The organism is Kitasatospora nipponensis, assembly GCF_039528135.1.
In the GTDB taxonomy this organism is placed as follows: domain Bacteria; phylum Actinomycetota; class Actinomycetes; order Streptomycetales; family Streptomycetaceae; genus Kitasatospora; species Kitasatospora nipponensis.
Window position 1 is genome coordinate 284 of the sequence record NZ_BAAALF010001035.1, and the last position, 269, is coordinate 552.

At 63.9% G+C, this 269-nt stretch carries 1 protein-coding gene; it reads left to right on the top strand.

Features of this window, described 5'->3' with window-relative positions; genetic code table 11:
* A partial coding sequence (locus ABD323_RS44730) for a substrate-binding domain-containing protein (protein WP_344447695.1) occupies positions 1 to 269 on the top strand: 269 nt, incomplete at both ends.

A 269-nucleotide genomic window follows, 5' to 3' on the forward strand; every position in this document is an offset into this window, starting at 1 on the left:
CCAGGTCGGTGCGGAGAGCGGCTGGCGCACCGCCAACACCAAGTCGGTCCAGGACGCGGCCAAGAAGGCCGGGATCAACCTCAAGTTCTCCGATGCTCAGCAGAAGCAGGAGAACCAGATCAAGGCGATCCGCTCGTTCATCCAGCAGAAGGTGGACGTCATCGCCTTCTCGCCGGTGGTCGAGTCCGGCTGGGACACGGTGCTCAAGGAGGCCAAGGACGCCAAGATCCCGGTTGTCCTGACGGACGGTGCGGTGGACTCCAAGGACG